The 20,908-nt window shown below is 42.5% G+C and carries 20 protein-coding genes; 16 read left to right on the top strand and 4 right to left on the bottom strand.

Annotated features, from left to right (window positions below; all coding sequences use genetic code 11):
- Positions 1-40: 40 nt before the first annotated feature.
- Positions 41-505, bottom strand: coding sequence for an Hsp20/alpha crystallin family protein (locus G632_RS0115460; RefSeq protein WP_022770353.1), 465 nt, complete (start codon positions 503-505; stop codon positions 41-43).
- Between the two features lie 249 nt (positions 506-754).
- Positions 755-1,306, bottom strand: a complete 552-nt coding sequence (locus G632_RS0115455) for a DJ-1 family glyoxalase III (RefSeq protein ID WP_022770351.1) — start codon at positions 1,304-1,306, stop codon at positions 755-757.
- Between the two features lie 320 nt (positions 1,307-1,626).
- Here G632_RS0115455 and G632_RS0115450 point away from each other — a divergent pair, with 320 nt between their 5' ends.
- From G632_RS0115450 to G632_RS21465, 16 genes are all read left to right on the top strand, one after another.
- Entirely contained in the window at positions 1,627-2,205 is a 579-nt protein-coding gene (locus G632_RS0115450; RefSeq protein WP_022770350.1) for a CYTH domain-containing protein, read from the top strand.
- 285 nt (positions 2,206-2,490) lie between these two features.
- A complete protein-coding gene (gene flgM, locus G632_RS0115445) occupies positions 2,491-2,769 on the top strand; it encodes a flagellar biosynthesis anti-sigma factor FlgM (RefSeq protein WP_022765804.1) in 279 nt (92 codons plus the stop codon).
- 39 nt (positions 2,770-2,808) lie between these two features.
- A complete protein-coding gene (locus tag G632_RS0115440; RefSeq protein ID WP_022770348.1) occupies positions 2,809-3,327 on the top strand; it encodes a flagellar protein FlgN in 519 nt (172 codons plus the stop codon).
- A gap of 116 nt (positions 3,328-3,443) precedes the next feature.
- Positions 3,444-5,102: a flagellar hook-associated protein FlgK gene (gene flgK / locus G632_RS0115435; RefSeq protein WP_022770347.1), complete on the top strand. Its 1,659-nt coding sequence runs from the start codon at positions 3,444-3,446 to the stop codon at positions 5,100-5,102.
- Positions 5,103-5,146: 44 nt separating this feature from the next.
- A complete protein-coding gene (locus tag G632_RS0115430) occupies positions 5,147-7,003 on the top strand; it encodes a flagellar hook-associated protein FlgK (protein WP_022770346.1) in 1,857 nt (618 codons plus the stop codon).
- Positions 7,004-7,259: 256 nt separating this feature from the next.
- Positions 7,260-9,341 (top strand): flagellin N-terminal helical domain-containing protein, encoded by a 2,082-nt coding sequence (locus tag G632_RS21475; protein WP_022770344.1) that lies wholly within the window; start codon positions 7,260-7,262, stop codon positions 9,339-9,341.
- A gap of 96 nt (positions 9,342-9,437) precedes the next feature.
- Positions 9,438-9,908 (top strand): flagellar assembly protein FliW, encoded by a 471-nt coding sequence (gene fliW / locus G632_RS0115420; RefSeq protein WP_022770343.1) that lies wholly within the window; start codon positions 9,438-9,440, stop codon positions 9,906-9,908.
- Positions 9,909-9,926: 18 nt separating this feature from the next.
- Positions 9,927-10,142, top strand: coding sequence for a carbon storage regulator CsrA (gene csrA / locus G632_RS0115415; protein ID WP_022770342.1), 216 nt, complete (start codon positions 9,927-9,929; stop codon positions 10,140-10,142).
- A gap of 47 nt (positions 10,143-10,189) precedes the next feature.
- Complete coding sequence (locus G632_RS0115410; protein ID WP_026512629.1) at positions 10,190-11,326, top strand: glycosyltransferase family protein; 1,137 nt, start codon at positions 10,190-10,192, stop codon at positions 11,324-11,326.
- Positions 11,327-11,503: 177 nt separating this feature from the next.
- On the top strand, positions 11,504-11,974 hold the full coding sequence (locus tag G632_RS21810; protein ID WP_022770339.1) for a flagellar protein FlaG: 471 nt from the start codon (positions 11,504-11,506) through the stop codon (positions 11,972-11,974).
- A gap of 61 nt (positions 11,975-12,035) precedes the next feature.
- Positions 12,036-13,568: a flagellar filament capping protein FliD gene (fliD, locus tag G632_RS0115400; protein WP_022770338.1), complete on the top strand. Its 1,533-nt coding sequence runs from the start codon at positions 12,036-12,038 to the stop codon at positions 13,566-13,568.
- Positions 13,569-13,611: 43 nt separating this feature from the next.
- Positions 13,612-14,016 carry a flagellar export chaperone FliS gene (fliS, locus tag G632_RS0115395; protein ID WP_022770336.1) on the top strand — a complete coding sequence of 135 codons (405 nt, stop codon included), beginning with the start codon at positions 13,612-13,614 and terminating at the stop codon, positions 14,014-14,016.
- Between the two features lie 10 nt (positions 14,017-14,026).
- Complete coding sequence (locus G632_RS0115390; RefSeq protein WP_022770335.1) at positions 14,027-14,506, top strand: hypothetical protein; 480 nt, start codon at positions 14,027-14,029, stop codon at positions 14,504-14,506.
- Positions 14,507-14,784: 278 nt separating this feature from the next.
- A complete protein-coding gene (locus G632_RS0115385) occupies positions 14,785-15,615 on the top strand; it encodes a flagellin N-terminal helical domain-containing protein (protein ID WP_022770334.1) in 831 nt (276 codons plus the stop codon).
- 248 nt (positions 15,616-15,863) lie between these two features.
- Positions 15,864-16,688, top strand: coding sequence for a flagellin N-terminal helical domain-containing protein (locus tag G632_RS0115380; RefSeq protein WP_022770332.1), 825 nt, complete (start codon positions 15,864-15,866; stop codon positions 16,686-16,688).
- Between the two features lie 165 nt (positions 16,689-16,853).
- Complete coding sequence (locus tag G632_RS21465; protein WP_022770331.1) at positions 16,854-18,899, top strand: DUF6492 family protein; 2,046 nt, start codon at positions 16,854-16,856, stop codon at positions 18,897-18,899.
- On the opposite strand, the gene G632_RS0115370 is transcribed toward G632_RS21465, so the two are convergent.
- Together G632_RS0115370 and G632_RS0115365 are read right to left on the bottom strand one after the other, a co-directional pair.
- A complete protein-coding gene (locus G632_RS0115370) occupies positions 18,876-19,880 on the bottom strand; it encodes a hypothetical protein (RefSeq protein WP_022770330.1) in 1,005 nt (334 codons plus the stop codon). The genes G632_RS21465 and G632_RS0115370 overlap by 24 nt on opposite strands.
- Positions 19,881-20,828, bottom strand: coding sequence for a LicD family protein (locus G632_RS0115365; RefSeq protein ID WP_081647194.1), 948 nt, complete (start codon positions 20,826-20,828; stop codon positions 19,881-19,883).
- Between the last annotated feature and the right edge of the window lie 80 nt (positions 20,829-20,908).

The raw sequence follows: 20,908 nt of genomic DNA, 5'->3' as shown, positions 1-20,908 counted from the left end.
TATGACAGCCTTTCTTATGTTTATGTTTAGGTCACTGCGATCAATCTTTAACTTCAATCTGGATAGCTTCTTCCTTCTCAGGGATGGCTTCCTTTTTAGGAAGGTTAACGGTAAGAACACCGTTTCTGTACTGAGCGATGATATCCTCAGGCTTAAGGCCTTCTACATGGAATGATCTCTGATATGAAGAGCTTCTTCTCTCGCGGCGGATATACTTGCCGTTCTCGTCCTTCTCATCCTTGTTCTCATTGTGAGAAGCGCTGATGGTCAAGGTGTCATTCTTGAGATCAATCTTGATGTCTTCCTTGTTGAATCCGGGAAGCTCAGCCTCAAGCTGGTAGCAGTTGTCTTTTTCAATAACGTCTGTTCTCATAGGTCCTGATGTGGAATCGAAAGGCTTAGCTTCTCTTGGCATCAGGCCACTTCCGCCAAAGAATCCATCGTTAAAGAAATTATCCATCTCATCAAAAATATCATTGTTACTCCAAAGCATAGGCATCAACATAATTATCACTCCTTTTCTATATTTATTTTGTTCTGTTGTAGTGTTTAATCCTTTTTATTAGCACTCTCAAGTAGCGGCTGCTAATTTCTTGTTACAAGTATGTTATAGAACAACTAGAACAAATTGTCAACAAGTTTTTTTCTAAAGAAATTATAAACTGCAAAAAATCCTGCAAACACTGGGCTTGCGGGATTTTTATCAAATATATTTCTATGTATTTTTTTGCGGAGATGATCGTATTTACACCTTTTACTGTCTGAAAATGATCTTTTTAGCCATGTCATCGGCAGCTTCTTTGCCCTGGAACTCTTCAATGATTGCAAGTCCGAAGGGGATTGCAGTTCCCATTCCGCGGCTGGTGATGAAGTTGCCGTCTTTTACAACTTCGTCAGTCTGAGGATCAGCGCCTTGGAGGAATTCTTCATTTCCAGGATAGCAGGTAGCCTTTTTGCCGTTTAAGATACCCATCTTGCCAAATACTCTCGGTGCTGCGCAGATTGCAGAAAGTTTCTTGCCTGCATCGGCGAAGGCCTTGATCTGAGTCTTCAGAGGTTCGCAGGCATCCAGATTGTTGGTTCCCGGCATTCCGCCCGGAAGAATTATCATGTCTGTTTCATCAAATTTAATGTCTGAAAGCAGAACGTCGGCCTCTACAGTTATGTTGTGAGAGCCGGTTACCTGCTTGCTTCCAGTGATTGAGGCTGTCGTTATCTCGATTCCTGCTCTGCGAAGCAGGTCAACAACGGTCAGAGCTTCTATTTCTTCAAATCCTTCTGCTAAGAATATCGCTGTCTTTGCCATATCGTGTTCCTCCCTCAATGTTGCTTTATTTTTCAACTTGTTGGTTTCGTAATTCTGCCATGGATGTCTTGCCTGCGATAGCATTCACAAGAACAATTCTAGCACAAGAAGAGTTGCAGGACTATAATTTGTTCCCTACAGTTGCACATAGGGCTATGATTCGCGTGATGCTACTGCATGGAAACAAAAAGCCTTACTGTATAGAGGCAGGATCTTTCTTCCTACCGTAATGCCTTCGCATATTTACGTTTTCAATACAGCTCCTTCGTATTACAATAGGTAGAGGATTGAATACATCCAAGAAGGAGGCCACAATCCACATGGGCGTAGAAATAGAAAGAAAGTACACTGTAAAAGAGCTCCCCAAGGACCTGGACAAGTACCCGTTCCATGTCATTGAGCAGGGGTACCTGAATGTGAAACCTGCCATAAGGGTCCGCAGAGAAGACGACACATATTACATGACCTACAAGAATAGGGATATGTATGCGCAGAAGGCAGACGTGTCAGCCCAACAGAATTCGGGAGCGCAGCAAGACTCATCACCCCAGCAGGAAGCCCCAATCGGCGCCACAGAATACAACCTACCCCTGGACAAGGACTCCTACGAGCACATGCTCACCAAGGCCGATGGCAATGTGATCAGGAAAAAGAGATATCTGATTCCGCTTAATACAGATGCGTTCACAGAAACAGATGCCCAAGACCTGCAAATCGATAAAAGCGCCCTGAAGATTGAACTCGACGTCTTCGACGCCCCATACGACGGCACAATAATAGCGGAAGTAGAGTTCCCATCAGAAGAGGCAGCAAGCGCCTACAAGCCCGCAGGCTGGTTCGACCAGGACGTCACAGGTGACAAGCGTTACAGCAACGCCCAGATGAGCCTTAGGCAGTGACCAAATATTTTTTTCAAAAATTTCTTAAAAAACTCTAAAGTTTTTCCCATACCCTCCGATATAATTACTGAAGGAACGACCGGGTAGGCAAACCAAAAACCCGCGAAATGTAAGGAAACATGGGAAACTAACAACATTTTAATAAAGACCCTGAGCGTATTTTTACCATGAAATTTCCTAAAATTTTCGGGGGAAATATTTTGGGAAAAGAACTAAAGTAATGGAAACTTCTACCGATAAATGTAGTAGAAATGTAAAAAATACTCCAGGGAAGGAGGAAAAGATATGCGAATAGAAGCATACAGTCAGGTTCAGCAGATTTACTCAAACAGCAAAGTAGGTAAACCACAGGCAGCTAAGAAGACCAATGATATCAGAGATACTGTATCATTTTCTTCGATTGGAAAAGATATCCAGGTTGCAAAACAGGCTGTAAGCGCTGCCCCCGATATCAGGGAAGATAAGGTTGCATCGCTCAAAGCTGCTATTAAAAATGGTACTTATGATGTGAGTGGAGAGGCTTTTGCTGATAAGTTACTGGCAAAGTTCGAAGAGCTGGCATAACAGCCCACGCATCAATTTCATATCAGGAGGATGATTCCAGTGGCAAGCCTTATGGAGAATCTTGTTGATGTCCTCGACAAAGAGGGATCAGCATACGAAAAATTACTGGGATTATCTAGCCAAAAGACCACAGTCATTATCAAAGGTGATCTGGAGGCACTTGCAGAAATCACGGATGAGGAGCAGTACATAATAGGAAGTATCCAGGGCCTCGAAAAACAAAGAGTAGAAGCCATGACGGATATAGCAAATGTACTTAACATGGATGTTAATTCATTGAAACTGACCGATCTGATCCAGGTACTTGAGAAAAGACCTACGGAACAGAAGAATCTGGCAATGCAACGCGACAGACTCGCTCAGGTTGCAGATCATGTCAGACGTGTAAACGGACAGAACCAGGAACTGCTCAAAAGTTCCCTCGAAATGGTTCAGTTCGAAATGAACATCATTCAGGCGGCGAAACAGGCTCCACAGACGGCGAATTACTCAAGAGCTGCAGACACTACAGGCGAATGTTTAGGTTACACATCGGGCGGGTTTGATGCAAAGCAGTAACGTCTCACTACGCATAAAGTGAGACGGATGCATGTAGATAATCCACCCGGGTGAATACCGTTTTTCGCGGTAGTGTCTTAAATTTTGCCTAAAATAGGGCACGGAGGTTATACATTATGTCTCTCATGGCCAACTTGTATGTAGGTACATCGGGACTCCAAACTTCACAGAATGCGCTCAACACCACAGCGCATAACATGTCGAACGTGGATACTGAAGGGTACACCAGACAGCAGGTTTCTCAGGGAACAAGAGCATATCAGACGCTCGAGAGAAAATATGAGCAGATTTCCTGGAAACAGATTGGTACCGGCGTAAATTACAATAATTGTAAACAGGTAAGAAGCGACTTTCTTGATCTTTCATTTAGAAGAGAGACAGGAAGGGCGGCTTTTTATGATGTTTCCTTAAAGGCCCTTGAAGAGATAGAAGACCAGCTTCAGGAGATGAACGGATCGGAATTCGCAGACTCTTTAAACAACCTCTGGGTTTCAGTTCAGGAGATGGCAAAAGACCCTTGCTCAGCCGTTACGCAGTCCTCTTTCATAACAAGAGCGAATGAGTTTTTAACAAGAGCAAAAAGCGTATACGACGGACTTGTTGCATATCAGGAAAACATGGATTCCACAGTAAAGGGAATGTGCGACACCATCAACAAGTACGGCGACAGGATCAGAGAACTTAACGAAGAGATCGTTTATATAGAGTCAGGTAAGCAGGAGAGTGCCAACGACCTTAGAGATGAGAGAAATCTTCTTTTAGATCAGCTCTCCGAGTACGGAAAGATTGAATATAATGAAGACGTTTTCGGGAATGTGACAGTTCTTTTCGAAGGATCCACATTTGTAACCAGCGATCACGTAAACCACCTGGCAATTGACACCACCTTAGAGAGCAGTGTCGGATATGCAACTCCTTACTGGGAATACGCAGCTAAGACCGTCGACAACAGGGACGGCTCCAAGACAGTAGTTTCTATCGAAGGAGCACATGTTTACGACCTGACACAGAACATTTCAACCGTAACCAATACAGATATAGGTAAGCTCAGATCAATCCTTCTTGCAAGAGGCGATCACAACGCAACTTACCATGACATACAGGAAGATCAGGAGTTCTACAACAGCAACATTGCACAGTCAGTCATTATGAACGTTCAGGCTGAGTTCGACCAGATGGTGCACCACATCATGACTTCCATCAACGACATCATGGAGCAGGCCGAGAGTAATCCCGCATTCCTCGACAAGTCCATGGGCGATGCCAAGGACTTCACACTTTTCATCTGTGCAAATGAAGAGGACAAGCTCACCTATGACATCAACAAGAACATGCCGGCAGGAACAGTTCTTACAGGCTTTACAATAAAGAACTCACAGATCAATCCAAAGCTCATACAGGAGCCCACTCTTTTCACATTCAGAACCATAGATGGAAACGAGGACAACACTACAACTACTCTGTTAAAAGAGGCTTTCACCAAGGAGCAGTACACACTGAATCCGAACGTGACCACCAGAAACAGCTTCGTTACTTATTACAACAGCCTTGTATCACAGGTAGCAAACTCAGGTGATGTCTACAACAGCATCAAAGAAGCTCAAGAGCAGACAGTTTCTTCAGTAGAGGCAGCAAGAGAGCAGATCCTTGGCGTATCAAGCGACGAAGAGCTGGAATTCATGATCATGTTCCAGAATGCATACAACGCATCAAGCCGATATATCAACGTAGTAAGCGAGATGCTTGAACACCTTGTTACTACACTTGGTTCGTAAAAGAGCTAACTAAAGGCGTCAACTTTTTTCGAAGGAGATAGGCTATGACATCTCAATTCTTTGGACTTAACATTGCAGCTTCAGGCCTTAGAGCAGCCAATGCAGCGTTAAACACCACAGCAAACAACATATCAAATGCCAATACAGACGGCTATAGCAGGCAGAAAGTCTCACAGGAAGCAACTGATGCTCTGAGAGTTTTTGCTACATATGGATGCGCAGGTGCCGGAGTTGACACGATCGCCATCGAGAGAGTCAGGGACAGCTTCTACGACAATAAGTTCAGGCAGAACGAGACACTTCTTGGTAACGTTCAGCAAAAGAACTACTACAACGGCCTTATTGAGCAGTACTTAAACGACGATGGTTCCACCGGCTTCTCCACTCTTTTCAATAAGATGGAAGCAGCACTTGAGTCAGTAAGAACAGCAGCAGGAACCACCGAGACCAAGTCAGCTTATGTGTCCAGTTTAAAGAGTATCACCGAGTACTTTAACAACGTTTATACCAGCCTTCAGAACGAGCAGGCCGACGTCAATGCAGAGATCAAGCTCTGCGCTGACAGAGTAAGTGCCATTGCTCAGGAGGTTGCTTCTATAAATAAGCAGATCAACATCATCGAGATGACCGGCAGCAAGGCAAACGAGCTCAGAGATAAAAGAGATATGCTGGTCGATGACCTTTCCAAGATAATCTCAGTTGAGGTTAAGGAGAGCCCAATCGTCGATGAGTCACAGCCTGACAGAGATACAGGCGCAACAAGATATCAGATCTGGGTTGGTGGATCCTATGAGCTGGTTGATACCTACGAATACAGACAGATGATCTGTGTATCCCGCTCTGATGATGGTGCGACAGGCCAGAACGATGTGAAGGGCCTCTTTGATATCAAGTGGGGCACAGCCAATTATAAGGATGGCGACAATGTAAATGAGCTTTCTGATTTTGCGCTGGATTCACAGCTGATCGGCGGAGAGCTTCAAGGTCTTTTAGCAATGCGAGATGGAAATAATGCCCACTACTTCCATGGTAAGGCTCCTGAGGGCGGTGTCATCCAGAGACCTGACGGAAGCGTACTGGTCAAGGTAAACGTTGACAACGATTACTTAAAAGACATGAATAAGTGCACGATCCCTGCAGACGGAACCATCAAGATCGGCGCCAAGACCTACAAGTATGACAGCTGGGATTACGACGGAGATTCTACTTATACATTTGAAATAGATTCTACAACACTGAGCAGTATTCCCGATGGTGGCAAGAATGTAAGCATCGGCTACTCCAACAACTATCAGGGCATTCCTTACTACATGGCTCAGATGAACGAGTGGATCAGACAGTTCTCAAGCGAGGTCAACAATATCATGACCACCGGTTATACCTCAGATTCCCTCAACGGCGTGTTTGCTCTTTCGGGATCCATGGACACCGGCACAGGCGCTGAGTATAGTTTCGAGCAGCTCACAACTCTTTCCGAGAACAAGGGATACTATAACTTGAGGGGCGGTAACTTTACGGTGAGTTCAGTTCTTTTGGATAATTCCGACAGACTGGCTACCAAGGCCGATATCACTGAGGGTGAGTCCGAGTTTGGAAACCTCACTAAGTTAAAAGACATGTTCAAGACCGAGAAGGTCTTCAGAGGCGCAACTTCAGGCGAGTTCCTTACAAAGGTCCTTGCGGACATAGCACTTAACAAGGCGAACTCACAGACTCTTGAAGACACCTACACATCACTGGAAAACACCATCAGCAACCAGAGACTTTCAGATACCGGTGTTGATGAGGATGAGGAAGCTGCAAACCTGGTTAAATTCCAGAACGCGTATACACTTTCATCCAAGATGATCTCGACGCTGACTGAGATTTACGACAGACTGATTCTCCAGACCGGAGTATAATACGAGGAGCCAAATGAGCCTTGGTGGGCTGGGGGAGCCTAGGGGACGGAGTCAGGGGTTCATTTTCAGAATTTTCTGAAAATGAACCCCTGACTCCGTCCCCTAGGCTCACCCAGCCCACCAAGGCTCATTTTTTTTCATCAAATCCTTAAGTTCTTGGGGTTAACTGTCGATATACGTAGTGAAAATCATATACTCTGCAAGGATGCACACTTTTTCAGGACAATGGAATGTCTTATTACCCTGGAGGATTACTATGCGCATCACTAACAAAATCATGCAGAACAATTCCCTTTACAATATAAATAACAACAAGGTGTCTGAGGATCAGCTCAACACCATGATGAGTACGGGAAAGAAGATAACGAGACCTTCGGACGATCCGGTCATCGCTATTCGCGCACTTCGTCTTAGAAGTAACGTGACACAGCTCTCCCAGTACTATGAGAAGAATGCAAAAGACGCTGAGAGCTGGCTTCAGGTTACTGCAGATGCGCTTTCAACGGTTACAAGCGTTCTGACTGACTGCGTAAAGCAGGCAACCAAGGGCGCCAATAAGGATCTGACTCTGGACGATCTTTCCACAATCGTTACACAGATGGATGCTCTGTCAAAAGAGTATTATGCGACCGGCAACGTTGACTACGCAGGAAGATACGTATTTACAGGCTACAGGACAGATACTCCTCTTACCTTTGACAAGACAACAACTGCAGCCTATACAGATATTAATGACGAGTTCAATGCGGGAAGTATCGGAGATTCCGACAGGATCGTCGGTAAGTATAAACTCAATTCCACAACAATCCTGAACGATGATACTACTGCTACTTTAGAGCATGAGATAGTTGAAAGAAATGTCGGAAGGCTCAGACTCTCTTATGATAACCTTAACTTCGTTGAAGGCGATGGTAAGTCTGCAACCCTTAAGTTCAGGGAAGCGCTCCAGCAGCCGGCTACCAGCACAGTTGCCAGCACCATGGACACCATCAGCGTAACTTACAAGACCGAAGAGGGGATCACTCACTACGCATCCATTCCGATCAACAAAGACGGCTCAACTTATGAGATTGAGAGCGACAATATCGTTTATAACGCAAGTCTTAAGAATGACGGAACTTACTATATTGAAGGATACGATCAGGACACGGGAAAGACTTACATGATCAACTTGAAGGCTGACGGAACCTTTAATCCAAGCACTTCAACTGTTGATTCCGCAATCGCTGAGATTCAGTCAAAAGACGTAACGACAATAACCTACACTTCCACAGCAGGAAGAGTAAGCTTAAATGTTCCGCTTCTTCCGGCAATTGACCAGAGCTACACAATCAAGCTCGACGAGAATGGCTACTCCGCTACAGTAAACAGTGACGGAACAATTACACTTAGAAATGACATCGGCAGAGACAACGGCGACGGAACAACTAGCAATGAGGTTGTTCAGATAACAGCTAACGGAAGCGTATATTCATCCTACCTTGAGACCAGCCTTGAGATCGGTCCTGCCAGTATCATCTACTCAACCAGCACTGAGCAGCAGATTGACGATGCGTATGAAACTCTTTTCACCCAGAAAAAGGGTGCCTACGCTTATCTGAACGCTGCAACCGGTGAGGTCCTTCTGAACGAGGAACTCAGAAACAAGTTTGCGACACTTCCGGATCTCATCAATGCCAACAGCATTGATGTTGTCTATGACAAGAAGGAGTGGGATACAGGCGACATCAGACCTCAGAACCTATTCGCCTGCACTTATACCGATGAGAACGGAAAATCTATTCTCTATAATAAGGGAACAGCAGGACATGATATCGCTTATGATGTTGGATTTGCACAGTCGGTAGTTGTTAATACCACTGCTGATGCGGTGTTTACGACGGATGTTAGAAGAGATGTCAGCGATCTTAAGAACATGCTCAATGAGCTGAAGCAACTTGATACAACTCTGAAGACTCTTAAGGACAAGCTTGGAAGCACCAGCGATGAGGCAAAGAAAGCAAAACTTCAGAACGAAATTGATTCAGCAACCAAGGCTTACGATTACCTGAGAGAGAATCTCCAGAAGGAATTCGAGCACAAGATCACTTCAATGCAGAAGGCTCTTGATACAGCAAATATCGCTGTTACAGATAACGGCACCAGATCAAAGAGACTTGACCTTGTAAGCACGAGACTTATGGATCAAACAACTACTTTTAAGACTCTCCAGTCTGAGAATGAGGATATCGATATCGCAGAAGCTGCAACTAAGCTTACTACAGCACAGGTTACTTATGAGGCGAGCCTTATGGCAACTGGTAAGATCAGCCAGACTAGTTTTATGAATTATATTTGATGGGGAACAAATTGTTTGAATTAATATGGCAATTGTACGAAATTGCGTATATAATTAATGTGTAGCAAAGTCACTAAAGACTATGGAGGTTACAACATGAAACTCACAACAAGAATTTTCGGCGAAGTAGAGATTGAAGATAGCAAGATTATCAATTTCCCAAATGGTATAATCGGCTTTCCTGATTTAAAGAAATTCACACTGATGCATGATGAGAGCGACGACAAAGACGGCGCTACAAACACCATCAAATGGCTTCAGTCCATCGAGGAGCCCGGCTTTGCAATGCCTGTAATGGATCCTCTTGTAGTATGCCCGGACTATAGTCCTGAAATCGACAGATCCAAGATCGAGGATGTGGGCGATCTCAATGATGATGATATTCTTGTTCTTGTAACAGTTACTGTTCCTCATGACCTTGCTAAGATGACCGTAAACCTTATGGGACCGTTTGTCATCAACGTTAAGGATATGAAGGGCACACAGGCTATCGTAGAGAACGACAACTATCCTGTTAAGTTCCCAATCTACGATATCCTCAAGAAGAACAAAGAAGCTAATTCATAAACCACGGAGGGACAAACTATGTTAGCATTATCAAGAAAAAAGAACGAGGCGATCATCATAAATAACAATATCGAGATCACTGTTCTGGACATCAGGGGAGACCAGATCAAGCTCGGCATTTCCGCGCCCAAGGAGATCCCAATCTACAGAAAAGAAGTTTATATCCAGATTCAGAATGAGAACAAGGAAGCTACAGATGTAGCAGGACTTGAGGCTCTGAAGAACCTGCTTTGATTTTTGTGTGATTACAAGCGCTCTGCACAACCTGTGCAGGGCGTTTTTTGGCAGTAAATGTGTATGTGGGAGATGCAATGCGGATACTTTACTACGACTGGGATGAATTTAACGGCGAGGATTGCCGGGATGCCATGAAGAGACTCGGGCATGAGGTTGAGACCTTCCGCGATCATGATGATATAGGGAAAAGAGATTACGACTGCGTTTTTAGTTTTGACTATTTCCCTGAAGTGGCAGAAGCCTGTCATGAACATCATAGTATCTATGTGTCATGGGTCTTTGATTGTCCGCATTATCCGCTTTACTCAAGTACTATTTCTTATGAAGAAAACCGTATACATATATTCGACAAAAGACTTTGTGAAGAGCTGAAAACTCTTGGCGCGAAGCATGTTTATCATACGCCTCTCGGGGTGAATGAAGAAAGGCTTAGGAGCCTTGATCTTACTACGACACCTGAATCTTACATGCATGATGTAACTTTCCTTGGAAATCTTTATGATAACGAATTCAATTTCTTTGATCAGGCATTATTTCCGGATGAACTTAAGGATTATCTGGAAGACGTGATCAAAGCGCAACAACTGGTTTATGGAAAAGACATTATCTCTGACAACAGAGTTATTGACGACTCCCTGATGGAAACGCTTAGGAGCTTCATCAGGTTTGAGGATACAGGCAAATACAGCGTTGATTATGACCGCGTGATCCTTGATATCATCAGGAAAAAAGTAACAGTGACCGAGCGCCGTAAAATACTTGAAGCTCTGGGAGATTGCTTTGACACAACGCTTTATACAACGCCTGATGCGAGGCCTATCCCCGGTGTGAATTGCCTTGGACTTGCCGATTACAACTCTCAGATGCCCTATATATTCCATAACAGCAAGATCAACATCAATATGACTTTCAGATGCATCCCATCAGGAATTCCTCTTCGTGTTATGGACGTGCTGGGATCAGGAGGGTTCCTTATTACAACATATCAGGATGAAATAGCAGAGTACTTCGAAGAAGATAAAGACCTTGTTATTGTCCGTTCGCCGGAAGAATTCATCGAGAAGACTGCATATTACCTTGAAAATGATGATGAGAGAAAAGAAATTGCACAAAGCGGACAGAAAAAAGTATTCGAAAAGTTTGCCTATACCAAATTACTTCCCGAAGTTTTAACCCTGTAATTCTAAAATTTTTATTAATTCTTCATTTTTAACACCTGAAAACATAAAGTTATAATCTTCATTACCGATATAAAGGATAAGAAATCGTGTACAAACCTTTTGTTTTTGTGCATAAAATGTTGCGATAGAACACGTTGATACCCGGTTAAGACATGGAGGTCATGGAGGTATAAGATTATGGGAATGGATGCAATTAACGGCTTTAGTCCGCTGATTCAGCAGACACAGCCACAGGTAAGGACACAGGTACAGGAACAGAATCAGTCGCAGTCAGAGATTGTAAATCAGGAAGCAGCGCCAACAATTGAACTTAAGGTTGAAGCTGCCGATAATTCTGCGGATTCAGGTCATGACGCTCAGAGTGGCACTCAGGCTTATACACAGGCCAGAGAAAGGTATGCTGAAACTGAGGAACAGATCCAGGAGGATAACGAGAAGGTCAGAAAGGCAATATCTGAGATGACCAAGAACGTTAAGTCCAACGCTGAAGCTGTTTTTGGAATCCATGATAAGACAAACCGTGTGACCATCAAGATGGTTGACAAGGAGACAAAGAAGGTTATCAAGGAATTTCCTCCGGAAGAGACTCTGGATATGATAGCCAAGGTTTGGGAAATTGCCGGGATCATGGTTGACGAGAAGCGATAACCCCTTGTATGGAAAAGGAATTCCATGTAACAAGCTCACGGATTGAGAAAGGAGAAACACTATGCCTATACGAATTACGGGAATGAACTCGGGCCTGGATACTGAGAGTATCATAACAGCTCTTACCAGTACTAAGAAAACCAAGTTACAGAACTTTCAGGGAGATCAGAAAAAACTCTCTTGGAAGCAGGATAAGTTTAAAGAACTCAACAAGAAGGTTGTTTCCTTCTATAACGGCGCGTTGTCAAATATGCGTTTTTCAACGGCGTATACCAAGAAGACAACATCGGCCAGCAACTCAAATGCAGTATCAATAGTTACTTCCGGATCTGCTATGAATTCTTCGCAGACCCTCGATATAACAGATCTTGCAAAGTCTGCATACCTTACCGGAAATGAGGTTAAGGTTAACGGAGAGAATGCCAAAGCTTCTACATCAATTTCAGATCTTCGCATTAATCCCGGTGACCAGATCAAGTTCCAGATCGGTGATGATGAGAATGATATCCTTGCAGTTGATATTGCTGAGGGAGATACAATTTCCAGCATTCTAAATAAGTTAAAAGGTGCTTCATCAGTAAGTGGCACAAAACTTGATTTTAACTATGATGAAAAGAATGGCAGATTTTTTGTGGCTTCCCAGAAGGAAGGAGCAAAGTCTGCATTCCATATTAAAGACGCAACAGATGCAATGCAGAAGTTAGGCCTTACTCTCAGTGGTGATTCTGAGGAGAACAGTTCTAACTACATTGCAGGATCAAGCGCTAAGATTAAACTCAATGGTGTTGAATATACATCAGAGAATAATGTGTTTGAAATCAACGGCCTTACAATTACCGCAAAGGAAAAGGCGACAGGAATAACACTTACTACTCAGCAGGATACCAGCGGTATTTATGATAATGTAAAGAAGCTTATAAAAGAGTATAATGATCTTATGAAAGAGTTCGCTACTCTTTATAATGCTGACCCGGCTAAGAAATACAGTATGCTCACCGACGAACAGAAAGAAGAAATGTCTGATAAGGAAGTCGAGGAGTGGGAAAACAAAATCAAAACAGGACTGCTTAGCGGTGATGAGACCATTTCTTCTATCCGAAATGCTATGAAAAGCGTTATGACAACCGGAATTGATATCACCATGAAGGATGGATCTGCCAGCAGATTATCACTGGCAAGCTTTGGAATATCTACGGGAAGTTATTTCGGTACTGAAGAGAATGAAAGAGACCTGCTCCATATCGATGGCGATGCGGATGATAGTGTTTCAAGTGGCAATACAGATCTCTTAAGAAGTGCAATTTCAACTGACCCGGAGATGGTACAGAGTTTCTTTACAGAACTTTCAAGATCACTGTATTCAAAAATGGGTGATCTGATGAAAGGTACACAGTACAGTAGCTCATTTACGATTTATGAAGATAAGCTTATGGCCTCTCAGTATAGCGCTTATAACACAAAGATATCAGACGCTCAGAAGGCCTTGGAAGCCGCTCAGGATAAATATTACAAACAGTTTTCTTCTATGGAGAGTGCCCTGTCTAAGATAAACTCTGCAAGTGGATCACTGTCAAGTTTCTTTGGTGGTGGCTGATAGTCATTAAATATACCAGAATAAATGATGAGAGGTAGAGAATATGCCGGTACTTACAGCACAACAGAGAGCTGCATATGCACAGTACAAGAACAATAAAGTAAATGCTGCCAGTGGGCCGGAACTCACATTGATGCTCTATGACGGAGCTATCAAATTTTTGAATATCGCCGATTTTGCGATTGAAAACAAAGATATTCAAAAAGCCCACACAAATATAATTAAGACTGAGAAGATAATAGATTACCTTCGAAATACGCTGGACATGAAATATCCCGTTGCTCAGGATTTTGAGAACATGTATTCCTACATAGCAAGACGTTTGGTTGAAGCAAACATTACAAAAGACAGAGAGATTGTTGGCGAGGTCAACTCTCATATGCATGCTATCAGGGACAATTGGGTTCAGGTAATGAAGGCTAATAACATCATGGTGAAGGACGCATAAGGGGGATAACATGATATCAGCCAGTCTGGATATGCTAGAGGAGAGCCTTCAGAAGAAGGTAGAGATACTTACCAGGATAGAAGAGCAGAATACAAAACAAGCAGATATTTTAAGTGATTCCGGGAAGGTGGATGAAGCAGCTTTCGATGCAACAGTGGATGCCAAGAGCAAACTGATCGATGAGATTAATTCACTGGATGATGGTTTTCAAAGTCTCTTTGATCGGGTAAAAGAGGAAATCGGCGAGCATAAAGAGCAGTATGCGGACCAAATAAAAAGAATGCAAAAGCTTATCCAGGAGATTACCGGTAAGAGCGCATCAATAGAGGCCTCTGAGCATCGAAATAAAAGACTGGCAGAGAAATATTTCAGTACAGCAAGAGAGAATATGAATCAGAGCAGAAACTCATCATCTGCCGCATTCAACTACTATCAGACTATGAACAACTTCAAGAATATCCCACCTCAGTTCATGGACAAGAAGAATTGATTGAATTGTATTTAAATAACACACAAAAGGACTTGAGCCTATTTATCGGCTACAAGTCCTTTTTACTTTAGGGTAAAATGCAAAAAAAATAAAAAAGTTTCAATATTGCAAAAAAATATGAAAAAATCATTCATGAGGGGTTAAGAAGGGGGAAAACATGCCGATATCTTTAGTGTAAAACAAAACAAAAGCAGCCATGGAAGGGACTCCGCGTAGGACTGCACAAATAAAAATGGAAAGGCAGCAAGGAAGCGAGCCCCGTTCATGGAGGATTAAATATGGTAGTACAACACAACGTCACAGCGATGAATGCAAACAGACAGCTTGGCATTACAACAGGTGTTCAGGCTAAGTCAAGTGAGAAGTTATCATCAGGTTACAAGATCAACAGAGCAGCAGATGATGCAGCAGGTCTTGCGATTTCTGAAAAAATGAGACGTCAGGTAAGAGGTCTTACACAGGCTTCAGAGAATGCTCAGGATGGTATTTCTGCAGTGCAGATCGCAGAAGGAGCTCTCAATGAAGTTCATGATATGCTCCAGAGAATGAACGAGCTGGCAACAAAAGCTGCTAATGATACTTTACAGTCAACAGATCGTGAATATATCCAGTCTGAGATGAACGCTCTTGCATCTGAGATTTCCCGTACATCAGCTGCAACGGAATTCAATAATCAGCCTCTTCTTGATGGAACCTTCATGGACAAGAAACTTCAGGTTGGAACTGAGTCAGGATCTACTAACCAGATAGCAATCAATATTGTTAAGATGTCTGCTTCGGCAATTGGTATTAGCGGATCGGCGATCAATGTCTCAGGGTCAAGTGGAGTGAATGCCAGAAATGCAATGGATGCTGTTAAGAACGCGCTTCAAAGCGTTTCAAAGCAGAGGTCCGATCTTGGTGCTGTACAGAACAGACTTGAGCATACAATCAAGAACCTCGACAATGTAACTGAGAATACTCAGGCAGCTGAATCTCAGATCCGTGATACAGATATGGCTAAAGAGATGGTTAAGTACTCCAATAACAACATCCTTGCACAGGCAGGTCAGTCAATGCTTGCACAGGCCAATCAGACCAACCAGGGTGTACTTTCACTTCTTCAGTAAAACAGTAAACCGGTTTAGAATTATTCAAAGGGCTCCGGAAACTTCCGGAGCTCTTTTTCATAGAATTAGAATTCTTAAAAAGTTTATAATTTGTTTATAATTTTACATATTAAGTTTTTACATTTATAGACGATAATAAAAGTGTAAAAAAGAACAGAGATTATCTTTGGCCAGCACAAAGGTAATTTCAAAACAAAGCACACGAGCAGCAAGGATGCTGCCGTACAAATTCAAGGAGGAATTATATTATGGTAGTACAACACAACGTCACAGCAATGAACGCAAACAGACAGCTTGGTATCACAACTGGTATTCAGGCTAAGTCAAGTGAGAAGTTATCATCCGGCTACAAGATCAACAGAGCAGCAGATGATGCAGCAGGTCTTGCAATTTCCGAAAAGATGAGACGTCAGGTAAGAGGTCTTACACAGGCTTCTGCAAACGCTCAGGATGGTATTTCTGCAGTACAGACAGCTGAAGGTGCTCTTAATGAAGTACATGATATGCTTCAGAGAATGAACGAGCTGGCAACAAAGGCTGCTAATGATACTCTTCAGTCAACAGACCGTCAGTACATTCAGTCTGAGATGAAGGCTCTTACATCTGAGATCACACGTACAGCTTCTGCTACAGAGTTCAACAACCAGGCACTTCTTGATGGAACCTTTACAGACAAGAAGCTTCAGGTTGGAACAGAGACTGGTTCTACAAACCAGATTTCTATCAGCATCACAAAGATGACTGCTTCAAACATCGGTGTTGGTAACGTCGACGTTTCAGGCACTGATGGCGCTAATGCTCGTACTGCAATGGACGCTGTTAAGAATGCTCTTCAGAGTGTTTCAAAGCAGAGATCAGACCTTGGTGCTATTCAGAACAGACTTGAGCACACAATCAAGAACCTTGATAACGTAACTGAGAATACTCAGGCAGCTGAGTCACAGATCCGTGACACAGATATGGCTAAAGAGATGGTTAAGTATTCTAACAACAACATCCTTGCACAGGCTGGACAGTCAATGCTGGCTCAGGCTAATCAGTCAAATCAGGGTGTTCTGTCTCTTCTTGGCTAATAACTGTAGGCTAAATGTATTTGAACGTCTGTTTAGATCATTGCGACTACCAAAAAGAGCTCCGGTTTTCCGGGGCTCTTTTTCAGTGCTAATACACAATATAACACTAATTGGTGATACAATAAAACATATAGAAATACATTGATCTAAACAGGGAGAATGTAAATGGAGAGTTCTAAAACCAACTTTAAAACACTTGTGGTAATAACTCCTGCTGATTGTCAGAGACTAATCGGACTATACCCAAGAATTATTGATAATATAACCTATGGGGATATCTGCTTTGTTGGAAAAGTCGAAGTAGGAGATATACTAAACGCAAACCCGGAGATTAAAGGAAAAGTAGGGTTTATAGATGAGGATAGCATTATCCCTTTTGACAGTGTTCACAAAGTTGTTGCCGATAGGATGAAGCATATTCTCAATGGCAGAGAGCTTCCAAGAGGGATAACAGGCTGGTATTACCAGCAGTTTCTCAAGATGCAGTATGCTTTTTTGTGTGAAGATGAATATTATATGACATGGGATGGGGACACCATTCCCTGTAGGAAATTAAACATGTTCACGGAAGGTACCACGAAACCCTATTTTGACCTTAAGCATGAGTTTCACGAGGAATACTTTGACACCTTGGGAATTATACTTCCGGGACTTTCAAAAACAATAGAAAGATCCTTTATATCCGAGCATATGCTCTTTAATGTTGAATATATGAAGGAGCTTATTCAAGAAATTGAGAGTAATGCTGTAATTCCCGGTGCTCATTTTTGGGAAAAGATCTTAAATGCAATTCCTGAAGATAAGATACAGAGTTCTTCTTTTAGTGAGTTTGAGACTTATGGAACCTTTGTGGCAAAAAGGCATAGCGATGCATATGCTCTGAGGGAGTGGCATTCCTTCAGGCTTGGAGGAGAATTTTTTAATATAGACACCATTTCGGATAGGGACTTTTTGTGGCTTTCAAAGGATTTTGATGCCATTTCTTTTGAAAAAGGGCACTCAGTGAGAGAGGACAATGCAAACCTCTTTGATAATCCATATTATCAGGAAAAGCTTACACCAAAGCAGATGCTACAGGCGGCTCAGATGGAATTCAAGGATGGCTACAAGGAGGTCTGGGATGATGATGAGTCTATAGATCATGCCAATGAGTCTAGCGGACAATTTAACAATTCCGATGAAGGTCAAAGTGAGCCGGTTAAGAATAGAGAACTTATGAAGAAATTGAGAGATATTTTGCAAAAGAATCCGGGATTTATTGAGAATCTTCCTATAGATGATCTGATATCTTGTGTTTATGTGGAACTGTATGGACTTCGGCAGTTATATGACAAGGAGCATTTCGACAGACTGGAAGAAGAGCTGGGACAGATTTCTAATGAACTTGAGGGAGCAAAAGCAAAGAAAGATGCTGAACAGGCATTACATATCATCGATACGCTGATTTCCTATGAGGACATGCTTCCTGACAATGACTTGGCTGCATCGTTTATAGAAAAGGCAAATTATGACGATGCGTTCTTACGACATATACGAGATAATACGCTGGTTGTAATAGGGGATTCTCATGTCAACTTCTTTAGTGGGAATGAGAATCTATCGTTTATACCAATAGGGAATGAGGTGAATACCTGTACTCGTAAATCTGATGATCCGATTACTACACTGCATTTCGGACCATGTCTTGCCTATAAGAGCAATCAGTATGGATCCTCGAATCGCTTCAGGGAGAAACTGGACTGGGCTCTTAAAAACTTTATTCTTCCCGATGCAAAGATACTGTGTGTGCTTGGAGAGGTTGACCTGCGTGCACATGTTTTTAAGCAGACAGCGAGGCAGGGAAAAGACTATAAGACAATAATAGATGAAATCCTTGATAACTATATGGAATTTCTTTTGTGGCTGAGTGACCTCGGGCATGAAGTATTGTGCTGGGGACCTATTGCTTCACAAAACGATACCTGCCCTGTAACTGAAGAGTATCCAAGAATAGGGACTACTGCTGAACGTAATAAAGCGACAGAGTATTTTAACGAAGAACTCTGTCGCAGATGTGGCGAAAATGGTATAGGCTTTATTTCATTGTTTTCTGATATGATCACTGAAGATATGCAGACAGATGAAAAGTATCTTTCGCCTGATAAGGTTCACCTGGGACAGTTTGCATATCCTGAGGTTATTGAGGCCTTAAAGAGTATCGGCGTCATTTGAATATACAGGCTTTCCGGTGGATTCGAAAAGCTCTTTTACCACGCATTCATCTCCAATGAAGCTGTCGGATAGTATTATAGCGGGAGTTGGAGTCAGAGTTTCATCAAAAATACCGATATCGTGAGTGATATAATACTCCAGCAAAACTCTGAAGTCATCAAAAAGCTCAGGTCGGTATTTCATTATCATGTCAGGTAAGTACTTGTTTGGACGCCAGATAAAAGCAACAGTATCCTTCTTCTGCTCATATTCTTCAAAAACTTTTTGTGCAGCTCGAAAGTGAGACCTGTTGTTTTGGAGTACTCCGAAAACAGAAGTTGTAAAGAGCACTGCTTCTTTTCGCTTTCCCGTAGAATCAAAAAGATGTCTGTTCCAGCTGGCTGGATACGGTACTGTGCTTTTGTCATACTTCTTTAAAATGGCTATCCTGGGGTAATCTTCACAGGTGATTTTGGGATACCATTTTTTGTAAGTTTCTATGTCTCCATCACTAATAAGATTAAGATACATGGATTTTATTGATTCTGAGCTGACGATAATCTTATCTGCATTGTGAATACCCGGGGGAGTTATTATCTTGCTATAGACTCTTTTTAGGTAGGTTGTGTCCTGGTCCATGTCGCTTAAGGTGCTGTAGGGTATATAGATAAGATTGTCTGTAAATTTGCGCAGATTGGAAGTATGAAAGTGAGGGTGGACTGCAAATACCGGATTGTTATTATCTGAGATGTTCTGAATATATATAGTGTCCGGATGCTCAGCTTCGAGGTCATAATCATTTACATCATATATCTTCACGCTTTCAGGATATCCCGTGGTTATATATTCTGCATCGTAGAGTTTTTCATTTGGCCCTATCTGATATGTGGGCAGAGGGATGACTACAACCTGATTATCCGGATCATTTATTTCTTTTTCCCATATTGTCTGAAAACCCTCCCACATATTTGGGTGACAGGGAAGAAAAACAGTTTTTTTCATTTAGAAGATATCTCCTAACTGGGCTATTTTGTCACATGCAATAATGGCTCTTTCCTGCTTTTTGAAATGAGGATAATCGTGTGCTGTAGTTCCTCTAACAGGAATCATGTAATTGCTGCCGTATATAGAAGTTAAAACTTCGTCATAACCGGCAGGTATTGGCGCTGTAATGGTCTCAAATTTTATGTAAAGAGTCTTGTCATAGGCTGATACGGGGCGCATATTTGCTTCGTCTGCATGAACGCCATCATAATACCAGGCAAGTTTCTGAGCTTCTTTTTTACGAGTGATTGACGCCACCCTATCTGCTAACATCCACAGAGATCCCCTTATTTTGTCGTCTCTTTTTATTTTTGTTCCAGTAACTTCTTCCAAAGTGGAAAGAGTACTTTCAAAACTACCATCGGCTATAAAGGCATCCATTTCAGTGGCAAGGCCAAATGCAGCATTATACAGATCCTTCATGAGAGACCATTGTTTCGGATCGTGAGGAACATAATCCATAGGGAAGATGTCAACCCAGCTGGTACAAGGAAAATCATATTCAGCTTGGGTGATTTTGGTTTCTATAGGGTCATTGCCTAGATCAAGGTTTGCTCTGTTTGATATAACAGCATGGGGCTTGTCGTAATTGTCCACTGTATAATAGCTTGCAACAAAGCGATAGGGAGGAAGTTCGTCTTTTAGATATTTGATGAAAAGAGCATAGTCTTTTCGCATGACTGATATGTCTATATCATCATCCCAGGGCACATAACCATGGTGCCTGACTGCTCCCAGGAGAGTTCCATAGTCGAGCCATGCTTTTATGCCGTGTCTTTCGGCAATTTCGAATATCTCGTTTAGAAGGTTGAGCTGTACAGCCCAACTCTTTTTCATAATCTCGGAGATGTAAAAGCCACCTCTGCATTCTTCTTTGAAAAATTCGTCTGGAAAAGAGAGCATCATGACTCCTTAAAAGATGGTTTAACGGCATTATTACATATATTTTATCACGATTTAGCGTATTTATGTGATACAATATTATT

The sequence above is a fragment of the Butyrivibrio sp. NC2007 genome, from assembly GCF_000421405.1.
Lineage (GTDB): Bacteria > Bacillota > Clostridia > Lachnospirales > Lachnospiraceae > Butyrivibrio.
The sequence above is the reverse complement of the archived record's forward strand: the minus strand, read 5'-3'. Positions and strand labels throughout refer to the sequence as shown.